This is a genomic window from Polymorphospora sp. NPDC051019 (assembly GCF_040683055.1).
Classification (GTDB): Bacteria; Actinomycetota; Actinomycetes; order Mycobacteriales; family Micromonosporaceae; genus Polymorphospora; species Polymorphospora lycopeni.
Genome location: NZ_JBFBCH010000017.1, coordinates 54265 through 69976, shown reverse-complemented (window position 1 = coordinate 69976; position 15712 = coordinate 54265). Strand labels below are relative to the sequence as shown.

Genomic DNA, 15712 nt, shown 5'->3' with positions numbered 1-15712 from the left:
AGGCAGTCCACCGTCAGGCCGCCGGCTTACGCAGGACGTACCCGACCCCCCGGAGCGTGTGGATCAGCCGCGGCTGGGTGTTGTCGACCTTGCGTCGCAGGTAGGAGATGTAGGACTCGACGATGTTGTCGTCGCCCCGGAAGTCGTAGTTCCACACGTGGTCGAGGATCTGCGCCTTCGACAGCACCCGGTTGGCGTTGAGCATCAGGTAGCGCAGCAGCTTGAACTCGGTCGGCGAGAGCTGCACCCGCTGCCCGGCCCGGTAGACCTCGTGCGTCTCCTCGTCGAGTTCGAGGTCGGCGAAGGTGAGCCGCGCGGTCACCGGCTCACCACTGGTCGTACGCCGCAGCACCGCCCGGATCCGCGCGGTCAACTCTTCGAGGCTGAACGGCTTGGTGACGTAGTCGTCGCCGCCCAGCGTCAGCCCGCGGATCTTGTCGTCGGTCGCGTCGCGGGCGGTCAGGAAGACCACCGGCGTACGGGTGCCGCCCTCACGCATCAGGCGGATGACCTCGAACCCGTCGAAGTCGGGCAGCATCACGTCGAGCACCACAAGATCCGGCCGGCGGTCCTTGGCCGCCGCGACCGCCGCGCTGCCGCTGGTGGCGGTCGCCACGTCGAAGCCGGCGAAGCGCAGGCTGGCGGAGAGCAGCTCCAGGATGTTGGGGTCGTCCTCGACGACGAGCAGTCTTGCCTCGGTCTGCGATGCGGCGGCCATGGGGCCATCATCTGTCGCGCCGCTGGGTCATCGCTGGGCGAATACTGAAAGATCCCTGAGAGATCTCTCAGTCAACGGTCGTCCGCGTCGTACCAGTATCCGCATCTCCCGGACGAAAGCGTCGACGGGGCGGCCAAGCCCGTCGCGCGTGTCGGCGTGGCGGATTCCGCGCCGGTTTCGCGCCGGTTCCGCGCCGGACGGGACGCGTCACCGGCCCGCGGGAGCGCGGAGCGCCGTCGCACCGCACGGATCTGGAACGTTTGTGGCTGCCGGGACGACCACAAACGTTCTAGATCGGCGGGCAGCGGGCGGTGGTCACGGCTCGACGGGGACGGGGCTGCGTGGGCAGCGGCGGCTGCGGTTGCATCGCCGGATGCGGATCCCCCACGACGACGCAGACCCGCTCGACTGGCTGCTGTTCGCCCAGTCCGGCGTACTGACCTGGCAGCAGGCGGTCGCCCTGCGGTCCCCGGCAAAGGTGCGGCATCCGGTGGCCGGCGGACGGTGACAGCGGATCTGCCGGGGCGTACTACTCGCTCATTCCGGCGAGATCACCCGCGAGCAGCACCATTGGACCGCCGTACTCGCGGCGGGGCCCGGTGCGGTGCTGGCCGGCCTCGCGGCCGCCCGGGCTGGTGGCCTTCGGCTCGACCCACGGCACGACGTGGTCGACGTGCTGGTGCCGGCCGGTCGCCGACGGGCCGACCTGCTCCGCCGGCTCCCGCTGGGACTGCCCGCCGTACGGGTCCGCCGTACCGGGGCCCTGCCCGCCGGTGACCGGCAGCGGGCCCGCCCCGACCGCACCTCGATGGCACGGTCGGTCGTCGACGCGGCGCAGTGGGCGTCGACCGACGACGACGCCCGGACGGTGGTGGCCGCCGCCTGCCAGCAGCGCCGGACCACACCGGGCGAGATACTCACCGTGCTCGGAAGAATGCCCCGGGTACGTCGGCGCGCCTTGCTGCTCCGGACCGCGAACGATGTCGCCGGCGGGGCGCAGGCGCTCAGCGAGATCGACTTCGTACGACTCTGCCGGCAGCACGTGCTCCCCCGCCCCGACCCGCAGGAACGGCGAACGGACGCGGCGGGGCGCAACCGTTACCTGGACGCGTACTGGCGGGACTGGAGACTGCATGTCGAGGTCGACGGCGCCCACCACATGGACGTACGGGAGTGGGCGGCGGACATGCGGCGGCAGAACGAGGTGTGGATCGGGGGCGACCGCATCCTGCGCTTCCCCGCCTGGGTAGTCGGGCAGCGCCCGGCCGAGGTCGCCGGGCAGGTACGGGCGGCACTGCGCGCCGCCGGTTGGCGGCCGCCACCGGACCACCCGGACCAGGCCGGCACGGCGCGCGGCGGTCACGACGCGTGGCGGGTCCGGGTGTGGCGGTCCGCCACCCCGGCATGATCTCCGTCGTACGATCCGTACGGCGGGCAACCCCCGGTCGGACTCCGGGGCGCTCTCCTGCCTACGTATGACCATCTCCTGCCTGCGGAGGAGACACGCCTCGATACTCGCGCGGATTGACCTTCGCACCACCAACCGTCACGCTGAGCGACGACGCGCGAGATGTTCGGGCGGCGGTTCCACGCCGGATCCGCCCGACGAGTGCACACGGCACACAGTGAGGAGAGAAATGTCCGACGGGCATACAGGCCCCACGGCCGGAGGCGAGATCATCGTCGCCGGCCTGACGAAGCAGTATCGCAACGTCAAAGCGGTCGACAACCTGTCATTCCGGGTCCAGCCGGGCCGGGTCACCGGCTTCCTCGGCCCGAACGGCGCGGGCAAGACGACCACGCTGCGCATGCTCCTCAACCTGGTCACGCCGACCTCGGGCACGGCGACCATCGACGGCCGGCGCTACCCGGACCTCAAGGAACCGCTGCGGACCGTGGGCGCGCTGCTGGAGGCATCGAGTGCGCACAAGGGACGTACCGGGATCAACCACCTGAGGGTGATCTGTGCCGCCTCGGGCCTGCCGAAGCGGCGTGCCGACGAGACGCTGGCGATGGTCGGGCTGTCCCCGGCGGCGAAGCGCAAGTTCAAGGGCTACTCGCTGGGCATGAAGCAGCGGCTCGGCATCGCCGCGGCGATGCTGGGTGACCCCAAGGTGCTGGTGCTCGACGAGCCGGCGAACGGCCTGGACCCGGAGGGCATCCGCTGGATGCGCGGGTTCCTCAAGGGGCTCGCGTCCGAGGGGCGCACCGTTCTGGTCTCCAGCCACCTGCTGTCCGAGATGCAACTGCTCGCCGACGACGTGGTGATCATCGCCGCCGGCAAGCTGGTCCGGCAGGGCACCGTCGACGAGGTGCTGGGTTCGATGACGACCGGCGCCCGGATCCGGGTCCGTACGCCACACGCGGATCAGCTCGCCAAGGCGCTCGCCGAGCAGAACGCCAAGGTGCAGCGGGGCGAGGACGGCCTGCTGCTGGTCGAGGGCAGCGACGCCGCCTTCGTGGGCCGGGTCGCGCTGGCCGCCCAGGTCGAACTGCACGAACTGACTCCCGAGCGGCCCGACCTCGAACGGGTCTTCCTGGAGCTCACGTCCGGGAAGGCGGTCATCCGATGAAGCTGATCGGTGCCGAACTGCTGAAGCTGCGCACCACCAACACCTGGTGGGTCTTCGCGCTCATCGCCGTGCCGCTGTGGGCGATCACGCTGTTCTTCAACTACTTCCAGACCTCGTTCCTGCTCGACCCCGAGCAGTTCGGCGGGACCGTGCCGGAGAACGACCCGGCGCTCGAGGCGGTGTCCGACGTCGTCTACCTGGCGGCGAACCTCTACACCAACGGCCAGCTCTTCGGGTTGCTGATCGTGATGCTGCTGGGCGTCATCGTGGTGACCAACGAGTTCTTCCACCAGACGGCGACGACGACGTTCCTGACCTCGCCCCACCGCACCGCGGTGATCGTCGCCAAGCTGGTCGCGGCGTCGATCATCGGCGTGCTGTTCTGGGTGATCACGACCGCGGCGAACCTGGTGGTCACCCCGCTGATCCTCAACGGGCTCGACACGGGCGCGCAGCTGGACCAGTCCGGTGTGTGGGAGGCGATCGGCCTCAACGGGCTCGCGTACCTGCTCTGGGCGATCTTCGGCGTCGGCTTCGGCGTGCTGATCCGCAGTCAGATGGGCGCGACGGTGGCGGCCATCATCTTCTACTTCGCCGGGTTCATCGGCGCGGCGCTGTTCTTCAGCACGTTCGCCAACCGCTTCGGCGACTGGATCAACAACCTGCAGGTGCTGGTGCCGTCGCTGGCCTCGCAGCTCATGGTCTCCGGCACCACCCTGCCCGGCAACCCGCCGCAGTGGGTGGGCGCGGTGGTTTTGATCGGCTACGCCGTGGTGACCGGCGTGGTCGGCACGCTCATCGTCCGCAAGCGGGACATCTCCTGACCCTACGGCGGGTGGCGCGGGCCGGGAGCCGGCGCCACCCGCCGTGGTCGTCAGCCATGATCACCTTGTGAAACACGACACGGGCCGGATGGGGCAATGCCCCCGCTCGGGGCACAGCGTAGCCTTGTACGCGACTTTGTGACCCGAGCCCCCGAGTGGTGGCGGCATCCCGCGAGCACCACACCCCGCGTGAAAGAGGCGATTACCGGCCGTGTCGACGCAGCAGACTTCGCAAGACAACCCACTGGCGGGCTTCGGCCCGAACGAGTGGATCGTCGAGGAGATGTACCAGCGTTACCTCGCCGATCCCAGCAGCGTCGACTCGGCCTGGCACGACTTCTTCGCCGACTACCGGCCGTCCGGCGACGGTGCCGGCGCGGCCACCCCGACCGAGGTCACCGCCACGGCCGGGGCGTCGACCGCGGAGCGGGCGGGCACCTCGGCCCCGGCCGCGCCGACCTCCCCCCAGCCGAAGGCCGCCGAGGCCCCGGCCAAGCCGGCCCCGGCCGGGAAGCCCGCCGCCGCGAAGCCGGTCGCGAAGCCCGCCCCCAAGGCTGCCCCCCAGCCGAAGGCCACCCCTCAGCCGAAGGCCACGCCTCAGCCGAAGGCCACGCCGCAACCCACCGGCGCGCCGGCCGCGAAGAGCGCCCCGGCGTCGAAGTCCACCGACGAGGGCCCGAAGACCACCACGCTGCGCGGCGTCGCCGCCAAGATCGTTCAGAACATGGACGCCTCGCTGTCGGTGCCGACCGCGACCAGCGTCCGGGCGGTGCCGGCCAAGCTGCTGGTCGACAACCGCATCGTGATCAACAACCACCTCGCGCGGGGCCGTGGTGGCAAGGTCAGCTTCACCCACCTGATCGGATACGCGCTGGTCCGGGCGCTGGCCGAGCACCCCGAGATGAACAACTCGTTCACCGAGGTCGACGGCAAGCCGGCGGTGGTCCGGCCGGAGCACGTCAACCTGGGCATCGCGATCGACCTGGTCAAGCCCGACGGCACCCGCAACCTCGTGGTGCCGTCGATCAAGGGCTGCGAGCAGATGGACTTCCGGCAGTTCTGGCAGGCGTACGAGGACGTCGTCCGGCGGGCCCGGCGCAACGAGCTGACCATGGAGGACTACTCCGGCACCACGGTCTCGCTGACCAACCCGGGCGGCATCGGCACGGTCCACTCGCAGCCGCGGCTGATGGTCGGCCAGGGCACGATCATCGGCGTCGGCGCGATGGAATACCCCGCGCCGTACGCGGGCATGTCCGAGGAGACCCTGGCCGAGCTGGCCGTCAGCAAGATCATCACGCTGACCAGCACGTACGACCACCGGATCATCCAGGGCGCGCAGTCCGGCGAGTTCCTCAAGGTCATGCACGAGCTGATCCTGGGCGAGCACAACTTCTACGACCAGATCTTCACCGCGCTGCAGATCCCGTACGAGCCGGTGCGCTGGATGCGGGACGTGGCGGTCAGCTCCGAGGGGCAGATCGACAAGACCGCCCGGGTCATCGAGATCATCCACGCCTACCGGGTCCGTGGCCACCTGATGGCCGACACCGACCCACTGGAGTTCAAGATCCGCAAGCACCCGGATCTCGACGTACTCCAGCACGGCCTGACCCTGTGGGACCTCGACCGCAGCTTCCCGGTCGGCGGCTTCGCCGGCAAGCAGAAGATGAAGCTGCGCGACATCCTCGGCGTGCTGCGCGACACCTACTGCCGCCGGGTCGGCATCGAGTACATGCACATCCAGGACCCGGAGGAGCGCCGCTGGATCCAGGACCGGATCGAGCGCAAGTACACCAAGCCCACCCCGGACGAGCAGAAGCACATCCTCAACCGGCTCAACACCGCCGAGGCGTTCGAGACGTTCCTCCAGACCAAGTACGTCGGGCAGAAGCGATTCTCGCTCGAGGGCGGCGAGTCGCTGATCCCGCTGCTCGACGAGGTGCTCCAGGCGTCCGCCGAGGCGGACCTGGACGAGGTCGTCATCGGCATGGCGCACCGGGGCCGGCTCAACGTGCTGGCCAACATCGTCGGCAAGCCGTACGAGAAGATCTTCTCGGAGTTCGAGGGGCACATCGACCCGCGCTCCACCCAGGGCTCCGGTGACGTGAAATACCACCTCGGCCAGACCGGGAAGTTCACCACGCCCGAGGGCGACCACTCGATCACGGTGTCGCTGGTGGCCAACCCGTCGCACCTGGAGGCCGTCGACCCGGTCCTGGAGGGCATCGTCCGGGCCAAGCAGGACCGCATCGACCTCAAGCTGGAGGGCTACACGGTCCTGCCGCTGGCGGTGCACGGCGACGCCGCGTTCGCCGGTCAGGGTGTGGTCGCCGAGACGCTCAACCTGTCCCAGCTGCGCGGCTACCGCACCGGCGGCACCGTGCACGTCGTGGTCAACAACCAGGTCGGCTTCACCACCGCGCCGGAATACTCGCGGTCCAGCCTCTACAGCACCGACGTCGCGCGGATGATCCAGGCGCCGATCTTCCACGTCAACGGCGACGACCCCGAGGCGGTCGTCCGGGTCGCCCGGCTGGCGTTCGAATACCGGCAGGCGTTCAACAAGGACGTCGTGATCGACCTGGTCTGCTACCGGCGCCGGGGGCACAACGAGGGCGACGACCCCTCGATGACCAACCCGCTGATGTACCAGATCATCGACAGCAAGCGCAGCGTCCGCAAGCTGTTCACCGAGGAGCTGATCGGGCGCGGCGACATCACCGTCGAGGACGCCGAGGAGTTGCTGCGCGACTTCCACGCCCAACTGGAGAAGGTCTTCAAGGCCACCCGGGACGCGGCCGGACCGGCGGCCCCCCGCGTGACCCGCAACCGGCAGGAGGAGCCGGAGCCGGCGGTGGAGACCGCGGTCGACGCCTCCGTCATCCGGGCGATTGGCGAGGCGCACGTGGGCCTGCCGGAGGGCTTCACCCCGCACAAGCGGATCCAGCAGCTGCTCGACCGGCGGGCCAAGATGGCGGCCGAGGGCAACATCGACTGGGGCTTCGGCGAGATCCTCGCGTTCGGCTCGCTGCTCGACAACGGGGTGACCGTACGGCTCGCCGGGCAGGACTCCCGCCGGGGCACGTTCGTGCAGCGGCACGCCTCGATCGTCGACGCGAACAGCGGTGACGACTACCTGCCGCTGTCGCGGCTGACCAGGGACCGCGCCCGGTTCTTCGTGCACGACTCGCTGCTCAGCGAATACGCGGCGATGGGCTTCGAGTACGGCTACTCGGTGGAGAACACCGAGGCGCTGGTGCTGTGGGAGGCGCAGTTCGGCGACTTCGCCAACGGCGCGCAGTCGGTGGCCGACGAGTTCATCTCGTCCGGCGAGGTCAAGTGGGGGCAGCCGTCGGCGGTGACCCTGCTGCTGCCGCACGGCCACGAGGGCCAGGGCCCCGACCACACGTCCGGCCGTCCGGAGCGCTGGCTGCAGATGTGCGCCGAGGACAACATGCGGGTGTCGATCCCGACCACCCCGGCCAACTACTTCCACCTGCTGCGCCGGCAGGCACTGTCGCCCAAGCGCAAGCCGCTGATCGTCTTCACGCCGAAGTCGCTGCTGCGGCACAAGCTGTGCGTCTCCTCGGTGGAAGACTTCACCAGCGGCACGTTCCAGCCGGTCCTGCGCGACGACGCCGGTCTGAAGGCCGAGTCGGTCAAGCGGGTGCTGCTGTGCAGCGGCAAGGTCTACTACGACCTCGTCCAGGCCCGGAAGGAGCGCGGCATCACCGACACCGCGATCATCCGGGTCGAGCAGCTCTACCCGCTGCCGGTCGACGAGGTCCGGGCCGCGCTGGCCGAGTTCCCGAACGCCGAGGACTTCGCCTGGGTGCAGGAGGAGCCGGCCAACCAGGGCGCTTGGTCGTTCGTCGCGCTCAACCTGCTGGAGCACCTGGAGGGCGTACGGCTCCAGCGGATCTCGCGCCCGGCGGCCGCCGCGCCGTCGGTCGGGTCCGCGAAGCTGCACGACGCCGAGCAGGCCGCGCTGCTCGAGGCGGCCCTCCCCCGCCGGTAGCCCGGCGGCACATCCGCGCCCGACCGGCGGGCCGGTGGTGTGGTCGACGACCCGCCACCGGCCCGCCGGCGACGCGCCCGGAATCGAGGAGCAGGCCATGTACTTCACCGACCGCGGCATCGAGGAACTGGTGCAGCGCCGGGGCGAAGAGAGCGTCACCATCGAATGGCTCGGTGAGCGGCTGCGCGACTTCGTCGACATCAACCCGGAGTTCGAGACGCCGGTCGAGCGGTTCGCCACCTGGCTGGCGCGCCTCGACGACGAGGACGACGAGTAACCGACGTGAACCGCCGCAGCGTCTACATCGCCAGCATCGGCTCCGGCGGCGGCAAGTCGGCCGTCGCGCTCGGCCTCGCCGAGCTGCTGTCCCGGCAGGTCGAGCGGATCGGCGCGTTCCGGCCGCTGGTCACCGGCGACGACGACCCGATCCTCACGCTGCTGCGCGACCGCTACCGGATCGAGCTGCCGTACGCCGACCTGTACGGCACCACCTATGCCGAGGCGGCCGTCCTGGTCGCCGACGGCCGGCGCGAGGAACTGATCTCGCGGATCGTCGAGCGCTACCGGGCGGCGGAGCGGCGCTGCGCGGCGATGGTGGTGGTCGGCAGCGACTTCGACGACGACGGCGGCGGTGACACCCCCGGCGGGCTGCCCCGCGAACTGGCGTTCAACGCCCGGCTGGCGACCGAGTTCGGCAGTGTGGTCGTACCGGTGGTCGACGGGTTGGGGCAGGACGGCGAAGCGATCGCGGCGGCGGCCCGCAGCGCCTACCACGACCTGGAGGACCTGGACGCGACCGTGCTGGCCGTGGTGGCCAACCGGGTCCGGCCCGGGACCGAGCCGCCCGGGCTGCCGGTGCCGGCGTACGCGATCCCCGAGGTGCCGGCGGTGTCGGCGCCGACGGTGGCCGAGGTGGCGGCGGCGCTGGGCGCCGACCGGCTGGCCGGCACCGACGCGGCGTACTCCCGGGACGTGCTGGATTTCGTCGTCGGTGCCGCGCACGTGCCGACCCTGCTCGACCACCTGACCGACGGCTGCCTGGTCATCACCCCCGGCGACCGGGCCGATCTGCTGGTCGCCGCGCACGCCGCGCACGCCGCCGGCCAGGTGTCGGTGGCCGGCGTGGTGCTGACGCTGGGCGAACGGCCCGACCCGCGGGCGATGCGCCTGGTCGAAGGGCTCGACACCGGGCTCGCCGTGCTGCTGGCCCACACCGACAGCTTCGACACGGTGGCCGCCTCGGCCCGGATCGAGGGCCGGCCGACCGCCACCAACCAGCGCAAGGTCGAGGCGGCACTCGGCGCGTTCGAGTCCCATGTGGACACCGAGGAGCTGTCCCGGCGGCTGCGGGTCACCCGCTCCGGCCGGGTCACCCCGCTGATGTTCGAGTACGACCTGGTCGACCGGGCCCGGGCAGACCGCCGCCGGATCGTGCTGCCGGAGGGCACCGAGGGGCGGATCCTGCGCGCCGCCGAACTGCTGCTCCGCCGCGGTGTCGCCGACCTCACCCTGCTCGGCGATCCGGACGAGATCGCCCGCAAGGCCCGCGAGCTGGGCGTCGACGTCGACGGGATCGAGACGGTCGACCCGACGACCAGCGCCTGGCGGGAGGAGTTCGCGGCCAGCTACGCCGACCTGCGCCGGCACAAGGGCGTCACCCTCGACCTGGCCCGCGACGTGGTCACCGACCCCAACTACTTCGGCACGATGATGGTCGCCGCCGGCCACGCCGACGGCATGGTCTCCGGCGCGACACACACCACCGCGGCGACGATCCGGCCGGCGTTCGAGGTGATCAAGACGGTGCCCGGCGTATCGGTCGCGTCCAGCGTCTTCTTCATGCTGCTCGCCGACCGGGTGCTGGTCTACGGCGACTGCGCGGTCAACCCCGACCCCGACGTCGTCCAGCTCGCCGACATCGCGTTGTCGAGTGCGGTGACCGCCGAGCAGTTCGGCATCACGCCGCGGGTGGCGATGCTGTCCTACTCGACGGGCACCTCCGGCTCCGGCGCCGACGTCGAGAAGGTGGCGGCGGCGACCGCGCTGGTCCGGCAGCGCCGGCCCGACCTGCCGGTCGAGGGCCCGATCCAGTACGACGCCGCGATCGACCCGGCCGTCGCCGCGACCAAGTTGCCGGGCAGTTCGGTCGCCGGCCAGGCCACCGTGTTCGTCTTCCCCGACCTGAACACCGGCAACAACACCTACAAGGCGGTGCAGCGCTCGGCCAACGCGGTCGCGGTCGGGCCGGTGATGCAGGGTCTGCGCCGGCCGGTCAACGACCTGTCCCGGGGCGCCACGGTGAAGGACATCGTCAACACGGTCGTCATCACCGCGATCCAGGCCGCCGGACACAAGGGGTAGGGACCATGCGAATCCTGGTCTTGAACTCCGGGTCGTCGTCGGTCAAGTTCCGGTTGTACGACGGCGACCGGGTCGTGGACCGGGGCATCGTCGAACGGATCGGCGAGCCGGGCGACGCCCCGGAGGATCACGAAGCCGCCCTCGCGCAGATCATGGGCGGGCTCGACCTGGGCGGGCTGGCGGCGATCGGGCACCGGGTCGTGCACGGCGGACTGCGGTTCGCCGAGCCGACGCTGATCGACGACGAGGTCGTGGCCGGGATCCGGGAACTTGTCCCGCTCGCCCCGCTGCACAATCCGGGCAACCTGGCCGGGATCGAGGTGGCCCGGCGACTGCTGCCGGACGTACCGCAGGTGGCGGTCTTCGACACCGCCTTCCACCGCACCCTGCCGCCGGAGGCGGCGACGTACGCCATCGACGCCGAGGTGGCCCGTGCGAACAGCATCTACCGGTTCGGCTTCCACGGCACGTCGCACGCGTACGTCTCCCGGCGGACCGCGCGGCTGCTCGGCCGCGACCCGGCCGACACCAACACGATCACCCTGCACCTGGGCAACGGCGCCAGCGCGTGCGCGGTCGAGGGCGGGCGCAGTGCCGCCACCTCGATGGGCCTGTCCCCGCTGGAGGGGCTGGTGATGGGTACCCGCAGCGGGGACATCGATCCCGCGGTCGTCTTCCATCTGCGCCGCACCGCGGGGATGAGCGTCGACGAGATCGACGACCTGCTCAACCAGCGCAGCGGGCTGGTCGGGTTGTGCGGCGTCAACGACATGCGTGAGGTGCTGGCCCGGCGGGCCGCCGGTGACGGGGCCGCCGCGCTCGCCTTCGCCGTCTACTGCCGGCGGATCCGGTCGTACGTCGGCTCCTACTACGCCCTGCTGGGCCGGCTCGACGCGATCACCTTCACGGCCGGGGTCGGCGAGAACGCCGCCGAGGTGCGGGCGGCGGCACTGGACGGGCTGGAGCGGCTGGGGATCGCCGTGGACGCCGGGCGCAACACGGCCGGGTCCGGGGAACGGGTCGTCTCGCCCGACGGTTCGCCGGTGGCGGTCTGCGTCGTGCCCACCGACGAGGAGGGCGAGATCGCCGAGCAGACCCGGAGCGTCGTGGCCGCGCGCGGCTGACCGCGCTCCCCCGGGACCTGGGGTCAGCCCAGCGCCAGCCAGCCGACCAGGGCGAGCAGCACGACCGCCGCGACGGCCGCACCGATGATCAGGGGCAGCTTCGACGACGATTCGGCCGGTTCCGCCGTCTGTGTGAAGGCCTGGAAGGCCTCCGTGTTCCCGCTCGGATCCACGTACTCGTCAGACATGGGCACGACCCTAGCGAAGTCGGGTCCGGTTGTGGGTCCGCTCCCGTCGGCGTGGCGTACCCCCTTTCCGACCGGCGACTTCCCGACACCGCAATTGATCACGATCAGCGCCGGCCGGCCGATGATCGGGACAACACCATCCGGCCGGCCGGCGCAGGGGAACCGGAAAGCTGGCCTCGCCGCGCCGGCCCGCCCTTACCTTCTAGGCGTGGGCACCAAACGGCTGGTCACAGCACTGATCATCGGTCTTGTGCCGGTGCTGCTCGCTGGCTGCGCCCCGGCGGTCGGGAAACCGGCGCAGGCCGGAACACCCCGTGCCGCCGCCGGGCCGCAGGTGAGCTATCCGGTCGGGGTGCGGACCCTGGACCTGCGCCGGGGTGCGGCCCGGCCGCTGCCCACCACTGTCTGGTATCCGTCGGCCGGCCCGACCGGCCCGACGCCCCGGGTCGACGCCGAGGTCGCCCCCGGGCGTTTCCCGATCGTGCTCTACAGCCACGGGTTGGACAGCCTGCCCGATCTGCACCGGGCGGTGACGACCCGGCTGGCGGCCGCCGGGTTCGTGGTCGTGGCGCCGGCATACCCGTACACCAAGCGCGGCAGCCGGCGGTTCGACCGGAACGACGTACGGCACCAGCCGGCCGATGCCCGTCACGTGATCCGTCAGCTCAGCCGGCTCGACCGGGTGCCGGGCGACCTGTTCGCCGGCCGGTTGGACACCGCGAACATCGCCGCCGCCGGGCACTCGGCGGGCGGCTTCACCACCGCCGGGCTCTTCACCGACGGCCACGCCGAGCAGTGGCGGGGCGGGATCGTGATCGCCGGCGGTTCCCGGGTGGCGTTCGGCGGCACCGCCGCGCCAATGCTTTTCGTGCACGGGAGCGCCGACCCGATCGTCAAGGCGGCACGGGGCCGGGCGGCGTACGACCGGGTGCCGTGGCCGAAGGCGTTCCTGACCCTGGTCGGGCAGGACCACGGCACCTACCTGACGCCGGGGCGGCCGGGCTTCGCCCAGACGATGGCCGCGATGACCCACTTCCTGCGCTGGATCCTCCAGGGCGACCAGGCCGCCCGGCAGAAGATCGCGGACGCGGCCCACCTGACCGGCGTAACCGAATTCGAGAACCGCCTCTGACACCCCGCCGGCCGCGCCGCGCCCGCCGGCCGCCCCGCCGGCCGCGCCCGACGCCGCGTCGATCATGGGGATACTTCGGGCATCTCGCCCCGCGGAAGCCACAACTTCTCCTTGATCGGCGCGCAAGGGCGCCTCGGGGCGGGTAGCCGGCTGCCGGCGTGGCCGTTGGCCGGACGGGACGGGTGGGTGGCGAGGCACAATCGAGCGATGCCCCGACGCTCCCGCCGTATCCCGATCCTGGTCACCGCGCTGCTGGCGGTGACGGTCGCCGGCTGCTCGCCGCAGCCCACGCCGAACTCGGGCGGCACGACGGACGCCCCGTCCGCGCCGGCACCGGCCACCGCGAGCGCCGCACCGGTCACGCCCGGGGCCGCGCCGGCCGAGCCGTTCGCGGTCGGCGTACGGCAGCTCGACCTCGCCCGTGACGGCCGGGCCCTGCCGGTGACGGTGTGGTATCCGGCGGCCGGCGAACCCGGCGGTACGCCCCGCAGCGGCGCGCGGGCGGCGACCGGCCGCTTCCCGGTGGTCGCGTTCAGTCACGGCCTCACCGGCACGCCCCAGGACTACGCCGCGGTACTCACCCGCTGGGCCGCGGCCGGCTTCGTGGTGGCGGCGCCCCGCTTCCCGAAGACCAGTGGTACGGCCACCCAGCCGGACGTCTTCGACGTGCTGAACCAGCCGGCCGACGTGTCGTACGTGGTGACCGAGGTGCTGGCGCTCGACGGGCGCGACGGCGATCCGCTCGCCGGCCGGCTGGCAACCGACCGGGTGGCCGCCGCTGGGCACTCCGCCGGTGGCATCACCACGCTGGGGCTCTTCACCCTGGCCCGGGACGAGCGGCTGGACGCCGGGATCGTGCTCGCCGGCAGTGCGCTGGGGGTCGGTACGACGTTCAGCGGACCTGCCGCTCCGCAGCTTTTCGTGCACGGGGAGTTGGACGAGGTGGTGTCGTACGCCTCCGGCAAGGCCGCGTACGACCAGGTGCCCTGGCCGAAGGCGATGCTGAGCCTGCCCGACGGCGACCACGGCCGCTCGCTGCTGCGCACCGGCGATCCGGCGTTCGAGGTGGTGGTCGAGACGACGACGGACTTCCTGCGCTGGACGCTCTACGGCGATCCGGACGCCCGCCACCGACTGCCGGACGGGGCCGGCCACAACGGGCTCGCCGCCTTCGACGACCGGCTCTGACCGGCACGGCTCGCGCGGTCGCGTACCCGGCCCTGGGACGGCGACCCGCTGGGACGGCGGGCGCCCGGCGCGGCCGGGAGGTGTGCGTGGACGAGCCGCGGGGCCGTGCGGATCGCACGGCCCCGCGGTCCACCGGGGAGGGCGTCGAACTGCTTGTCGGTCCCGCTACTTGACGGGTTTGCGGTTGTCGGCGAACACGTTGGTGGCCGACTCCCAGGTGATGCCGGACTGCTGCGGCCGGGCGATGACGCCGTAGCGGTAGTCACGGCCGTAGACGTTGTTGCGGATGACGATGTTGGCGGCGTTGAGATCCTCGCGGACCCCGATGGAGTAGTTGCCGCCGTTGCAGTAGTTTCGCTCGAAGGTCAGGTTCGACACGATCGGCCCGGTCGTCGAACCGATCATCAGGCAGGCGTTGAACGGATCCCGCGTCGTCGGGTTGTACGCCTCCAGCGTGTTGCCGCGCACCACGATGTTGGACGCCCCGGTGGTCTGGAGTACGTCGTTGTGCGAGCCGGAGACCCGGGTCAGGTGGTGGATCCAGGAGTCCTCGATCCGGACGTTGCTGCCGAGCCGTGGCCCGTCGATGACGTTGGTGATCTCGACCCGGCGCAGGGTGTAGTCGCCGCAGCAGACGGCGGCCGAGTTCTTGCCCTGCCCGTTGATCTCGACATCCTCGACGACCAGGTTCTTCGCCCCGTTGGTCCGGATCGAGTACGTCCCGCCGCAACTGATCCGCGAGTTGCGGATGACCACGTTCTTCGCGGTGACGGTGACGCAGCCGTTGATGTTGAGGCCGCTGATGACCTGGCCGTCGCGGGAGGCGGTGATGCCGCCGGAGTTCTTCAACGTCACGCCGGCCGGCACGCCGGTGTTGTGCGGTCCGGGGAAGGACGCCGGGATGCCGCCGCCGGCCGGGGGTGGCGGGGCGGACGTCGTGGTACGGGTCGGCTTCGGGGCCGGCGCGGTCGACGTCGTGGCGCTCGGCGTCGGGGACGGGGACGGGGACGGGCTCGGCGCGGTCGACCTGGTCGGTGACGGGGCCGGCGCGGGCCGGCCGCCGGAGTCCGAGCCGACCGAGACGGGCTTGCCGTTCCATGTCGAGTCCACGATGACGGCCGGCGCCGAGTCGGAATACATGAATCCGTTCTTGCAGCCGAAAAGGTCGACCCGGCGGGCGGTGTAGTTGCCGAACACGACACCGTTGGTCTTCGCCGCCTCGCAATAGATCTTGGTGTCCTCGATGACGGTTCCAGTGAAGCCACTGAATACGCGCAGCGTATGATTGCCGCCGTAACGCAGAGTGGCGTTCCTGATTGTCACATTGTTCGCTTTGATGTGCAGATAACCATTGATCTTCTCGCCGTCGATGACGGTGCCGGCGCGGGTCACCGTCACGGAGTCGCCGCGACTACCGGCCACGGCAACCCCGATACCCGTCACAGCAAGGCCGACCGTGGTCAGGACAACCAGCAGTGTGCGGGTCGGACGACGGAGCACCCGAGGCTCTGTCGGGCGCCGGTGGGTGGCTCGCCCGGTGCTCCTGTGCGCTGCCGAGAACTTCAAGATCTGACTCCTTCGAA

Annotated in this window: 13 protein-coding genes; 10 read left to right on the top strand and 3 right to left on the bottom strand. The window is 71.1% G+C overall.

What is annotated here, in order from left to right; genetic code table 11:
* Positions 1–13: 13 nt before the first annotated feature.
* Positions 14–718 (bottom strand): response regulator transcription factor, encoded by a 705-nt coding sequence (locus AB0M79_RS26040; RefSeq protein WP_357533179.1) that lies wholly within the window; start codon positions 716–718, stop codon positions 14–16.
* Between the two features lie 373 nt (positions 719–1091).
* Here AB0M79_RS26040 and AB0M79_RS26035 point away from each other — a divergent pair, with 373 nt between their 5' ends.
* The 8 genes from AB0M79_RS26035 to AB0M79_RS26000 all read left to right on the top strand — a co-directional run bounded on the left by AB0M79_RS26035 (position 1092) and on the right by AB0M79_RS26000 (position 11621).
* Positions 1092–1226 carry a hypothetical protein gene (locus tag AB0M79_RS26035; RefSeq protein ID WP_364218245.1) on the top strand — a complete coding sequence of 45 codons (135 nt, stop codon included), beginning with the start codon at positions 1092–1094 and terminating at the stop codon, positions 1224–1226.
* Positions 1227–1322: 96 nt separating this feature from the next.
* A complete protein-coding gene (locus AB0M79_RS26030; protein ID WP_364218243.1) occupies positions 1323–2126 on the top strand; it encodes a hypothetical protein in 804 nt (267 codons plus the stop codon).
* A 229-nt stretch (positions 2127–2355) separates the two neighbouring features.
* On the top strand, positions 2356–3291 hold the full coding sequence (locus AB0M79_RS26025) for an ATP-binding cassette domain-containing protein (protein ID WP_364218241.1): 936 nt from the start codon (positions 2356–2358) through the stop codon (positions 3289–3291).
* Positions 3288–4115 (top strand): ABC transporter permease, encoded by an 828-nt coding sequence (locus tag AB0M79_RS26020; protein WP_357512643.1) that lies wholly within the window; start codon positions 3288–3290, stop codon positions 4113–4115. Before AB0M79_RS26025 ends, AB0M79_RS26020 begins: the two co-directional genes overlap by 4 nt.
* 211 nt (positions 4116–4326) lie before the next feature.
* Positions 4327–8136: a multifunctional oxoglutarate decarboxylase/oxoglutarate dehydrogenase thiamine pyrophosphate-binding subunit/dihydrolipoyllysine-residue succinyltransferase subunit gene (locus AB0M79_RS26015; RefSeq protein WP_364218238.1), complete on the top strand. Its 3810-nt coding sequence runs from the start codon at positions 4327–4329 to the stop codon at positions 8134–8136.
* Between the two features lie 97 nt (positions 8137–8233).
* Positions 8234–8413 (top strand): DUF6104 family protein, encoded by a 180-nt coding sequence (locus AB0M79_RS26010; RefSeq protein WP_357533186.1) that lies wholly within the window; start codon positions 8234–8236, stop codon positions 8411–8413.
* Between the two features lie 5 nt (positions 8414–8418).
* On the top strand, positions 8419–10497 hold the full coding sequence (gene pta / locus AB0M79_RS26005) for a phosphate acetyltransferase (protein WP_364218236.1): 2079 nt from the start codon (positions 8419–8421) through the stop codon (positions 10495–10497).
* A gap of 5 nt (positions 10498–10502) precedes the next feature.
* A complete protein-coding gene (locus tag AB0M79_RS26000; protein ID WP_364218234.1) occupies positions 10503–11621 on the top strand; it encodes an acetate kinase in 1119 nt (372 codons plus the stop codon).
* Between the two features lie 23 nt (positions 11622–11644).
* Here AB0M79_RS26000 and AB0M79_RS25995 read toward each other — a convergent pair whose 3' ends face one another.
* Positions 11645–11809, bottom strand: coding sequence for a hypothetical protein (locus AB0M79_RS25995; RefSeq protein WP_357533190.1), 165 nt, complete (start codon positions 11807–11809; stop codon positions 11645–11647).
* A gap of 208 nt (positions 11810–12017) precedes the next feature.
* On the opposite strand from AB0M79_RS25995, the gene AB0M79_RS25990 reads away from it, so the two are divergent.
* A complete protein-coding gene (locus AB0M79_RS25990; protein ID WP_364218232.1) occupies positions 12018–12941 on the top strand; it encodes an alpha/beta hydrolase in 924 nt (307 codons plus the stop codon).
* 207 nt (positions 12942–13148) lie between these two features.
* Positions 13149–14129 (top strand): chlorophyllase, encoded by a 981-nt coding sequence (locus tag AB0M79_RS25985; protein ID WP_364218230.1) that lies wholly within the window; start codon positions 13149–13151, stop codon positions 14127–14129.
* 165 nt (positions 14130–14294) lie between these two features.
* Here the strand turns inward: AB0M79_RS25985 and AB0M79_RS25980 are convergent, their stop codons facing one another.
* Positions 14295–15527, bottom strand: coding sequence for a hypothetical protein (locus tag AB0M79_RS25980; RefSeq protein ID WP_364218228.1), 1233 nt, complete (start codon positions 15525–15527; stop codon positions 14295–14297).
* Positions 15528–15712 lie beyond the last annotated feature (185 nt).

What these genes read in the sequence shown, in the direction of transcription:
- AB0M79_RS26040 (WP_357533179.1), bottom strand. Translation starts at nt 718, where the DNA reads ATGGCCGCCGCATCGCAGACCGAGGCAAGACTGCTCGTCGTCGAGGAC.
- AB0M79_RS26035 (WP_364218245.1), top strand. Translation starts at nt 1,092, where the DNA reads ATGCGGATCCCCCACGACGACGCAGACCCGCTCGACTGGCTGCTGTTC.
- AB0M79_RS26025 (WP_364218241.1), top strand. Translation starts at nt 2,356, where the DNA reads ATGTCCGACGGGCATACAGGCCCCACGGCCGGAGGCGAGATCATCGTC.
- AB0M79_RS26020 (WP_357512643.1), top strand. Translation starts at nt 3,288, where the DNA reads ATGAAGCTGATCGGTGCCGAACTGCTGAAGCTGCGCACCACCAACACC.
- AB0M79_RS26010 (WP_357533186.1), top strand. Translation starts at nt 8,234, where the DNA reads ATGTACTTCACCGACCGCGGCATCGAGGAACTGGTGCAGCGCCGGGGC.
- AB0M79_RS26000 (WP_364218234.1), top strand. Translation starts at nt 10,503, where the DNA reads ATGCGAATCCTGGTCTTGAACTCCGGGTCGTCGTCGGTCAAGTTCCGG.
- AB0M79_RS25995 (WP_357533190.1), bottom strand. Translation starts at nt 11,809, where the DNA reads ATGTCTGACGAGTACGTGGATCCGAGCGGGAACACGGAGGCCTTCCAG.
- AB0M79_RS25985 (WP_364218230.1), top strand. Translation starts at nt 13,149, where the DNA reads ATGCCCCGACGCTCCCGCCGTATCCCGATCCTGGTCACCGCGCTGCTG.